The organism is Streptomyces sp. NPDC004658 (assembly GCF_040609555.1).
Taxonomy (GTDB): domain Bacteria; phylum Actinomycetota; class Actinomycetes; order Streptomycetales; family Streptomycetaceae; genus Streptomyces.
In genome coordinates this window covers 1-2,797 of record NZ_JBEXKG010000345.1, presented here as the reverse complement: position 1 = coordinate 2,797, position 2,797 = coordinate 1, and the positions used below count along the sequence as shown (strand labels likewise).

Here is a 2,797-nt window from a genome sequence, read left to right as displayed (position 1 = left end):
CGGCGAGTTGACCACGGATCTCATCGGAGACGCTCATATCACAACAACGAGCCGCATCACGCGAAGCAACACCTTGATTCTCTGCGAGCCCTTAGGCATAGAGGCACGCCCTTCGCACAACAGTTTGATAAAAACCTCACGCCCCAGGTGTCCCGCAGGCGTGCCTGAGCTGCGGCTCTCACGCTGCGTGCCGATCGTTTATCCAGGTGAAGACCGGTGCGACCTGTTTCGATTTTCGAAAAATCCGGGTACTCTGGAGGCATGCCGAACGAGGAAGAAACCCTACAGAGCCGCGTCCGGTCACTCATGGATGGCGCTGGGATGAACCAGACCCAACTGGCCGAAGCCATCGGAATCACGAACCCGAAGCTGTCCCTGTCTCTCGGCGGGGGGCGCCACTTTTCCACCTATGAGTTGGCGGCCATCGCGGAGCATTTCGGTACGACCGTGGACTACCTGCTCACCGGGAAACGGCCGCCGGCAGCCGCACTCGCCGCCCGCGACGACTCGGACGAGTCCCCCGCATGGGAGGTGGCCGTGAAGCGCGCCGAGACGCTCGACGAGACCGAGGCGGCATTGAACGATCTCGGAATCGCGCAGGTCATCTCACCACTCCTCAGCTGGGAGCGCCCTGCGCTTAGTGGGCTAGCAATCGCTGATGGCCCCACGCTGGCCGAAGCTGCACGTGCCCTCCTCGTCGACGACTTCCGGGCAGACATGCCCAGCGCAATCGAAGCCGCCTTCGGTATCCACGTCACTGCTCAGCCGTATGGCCCCGGCTTCGATGGCCTCTCCTGGCGGAGCGAGGATTGCCGCATCATCGTGATCAACACAGATGCCGCCTGGAGCCGACAGCGTTTCACCCTCGCTCACGAACTGGAACATCACCTCGCAGGGGACGTTGACACGAAGGGCCTCCTCGTCGACAAGGACGTTATGTCGACACACCACCGCATCGCAGAAATGCGCGCCAACTCGTTCGCCGCCGCACTGCTTATGCCAGAGCAAGAGATCCGGGAGCGAGTCAAAGACAAGGTGACGCCGACGTTGTTCGCCTCCCTGGTCGGCGACTTCCTCGTTTCCTCGGACGCACTGGCTTGGCGGCTCAAGAATCTGGGCCTTGTCGATGGCGCTGAGCGGAGCCGCCTCGCTTGTATGTCTGCACCCGAGGCGGCACGAGAAGGCGGCTGGGAAGACCGCTACTTCGAGCTGGTCAAGCATCAGAGCAGGCAGCGGCTACCGGAGGCGCTCGTGGAGCGTTCACTGCGGGCGTTCGTGGCTGGCGACATCAGCGCGCAGTGGCCAGCGCGCGTCCTCGGATGCGAGACGGGACTGCTGCATGAGGCGCTGGACGGAGCCGCGAGCGAGGTCGCCGAGGACAAGGAACCGGTGTTCACTCCGTGACGATCCTGGTAACCGATGCCTGCTCTGTGATCAACTTTGCGGCATCAGGCGATATGACGTTGCTCAAGTCAGGCCTTGCGGTACGCACGCCTCGTTGCACGCAGGCCGTGGATGCCGAGCTGCGTAAGTGGGCCCACAACTTTCCGGGACTGCAACCTCTGCTCGACGAGGGCTGGCTTGGTGAGCCGATCGAGCTCAACCGAACGGAGGACCAGAAGAACGTCGGTCGTCTTCGTACCGCGCTCGGCGGTACCCGCAACGAGCCGACCCTCCACCTGGGCGAGGCCGAGTCCATCCACGCAATGCGTACTCGAGTTGAGCTCGCTGGCGCGGTTCTGCTGACCGACGACCGGGACGCGGCCCGTATGGCCGGCCGCAGCAGCCTCACGACGTGGGACACCACGCGATTGCTCGCAGACTTCCACGCCAGTGGGGATTTGGAATGGGACGAGGCGCAGCAGGTCCTTCGGCGGATGGACGATGCAAACCGCGGGGTTCGCATACCTGCGAGCTACCACGACTTCACACAAGGCTGACTGGTAACCCTCAAAGGCCCTACGCGCGGCAGGGAGGGAAGCAGTGCGGGAAGGCCCCAACGCGATCGAGTCGGTGAATGCCCGCATCCGCCGGGCGGTCAAGGCCCGTGGACACTTCCCCAACGAGCAGGCCGCCCTGAAGTGCGTCTACATGGCGATCATGTCCCTCGACCCCACGGGCAAGGGCCAGGCCCGCTGGACCATGCGCTGGAAGACCGCGCTGAAAGCCTTCGACATCACCTTCGACGGCCGCCTGTCGGCAGCCCGCCAGTAGCACCAACTACCCCAGTTACACCGTTCGTTTGACAGACCCCGCTTGCGGCGGCGAGGAGGCCCATCAGCTCTTCAACGCTGCCCACGCCGACAGCTGCTGCCCACCGGCGGGACATCGCATCAGTTGGCGCGACTGCTACGGCGGTGCCGACATGTTGCCCCTGACGTCGAAGGCTGACCTGTTCCTCGAGTTCAACGGTGAGCCGCGGCCACTGCCGCGCCACCTGACGGAGAAACAGCGGGACCGGGCTCTCAGGGCGCAGAGGTTGGCCACATGGATCCGGCGCGAGGCCCATCGACGGAACCTCCACTAACTGTCACCACAGGCAGGACCGGCTCTGTGCCGGCGCCCGTCGACGGCCGGGGAGATGTGACTCGCGTCCGGACACACCACGAGCCCCGAAGAGAACGCATCCCCGGGGCCCGGTGTATGGAGTTGTGCTGTTTAACGACGGCGGGAAGCTGCCGTCACGCCTCGTTGGGGAGGCTTTAGAAGCCGTTGTCGTACCGATCATGGTGGGCGTGAGTTCGAGGTCGTCGACTCGGTCGGGTGATCTCGTGGCCGACCGGGTATGAAAGCGGGG

At 64.2% G+C, this 2,797-nt stretch carries 2 protein-coding genes and 1 pseudogene; all 3 read left to right on the top strand.

Going from position 1 to position 2,797, the window contains the following annotated elements; genetic code table 11:
• Window positions 1-261: 261 nt before the first annotated feature.
• A complete protein-coding gene (locus ABZV94_RS41090) occupies window positions 262-1,404 on the top strand; it encodes an XRE family transcriptional regulator (RefSeq protein WP_356350154.1) in 1,143 nt (380 codons plus the stop codon).
• Entirely contained in the window at window positions 1,401-1,940 is a 540-nt protein-coding gene (locus ABZV94_RS41085) for a hypothetical protein (protein WP_356350152.1), read from the top strand. Before ABZV94_RS41090 ends, ABZV94_RS41085 begins: the two co-directional genes overlap by 4 nt.
• A 58-nt stretch (window positions 1,941-1,998) precedes the next feature.
• Window positions 1,999-2,214, top strand: a pseudogene (locus tag ABZV94_RS41080) (transposase); the annotation flags it as partial.
• Window positions 2,215-2,797 lie beyond the last annotated feature (583 nt).

Bases quoted from the DNA above. Each gene is read 5' to 3' on its own strand.
- ABZV94_RS41090 (WP_356350154.1), top strand. From the start codon at position 262: ATGCCGAACGAGGAAGAAACCCTACAGAGCCGCGTCCGGTCACTCATG.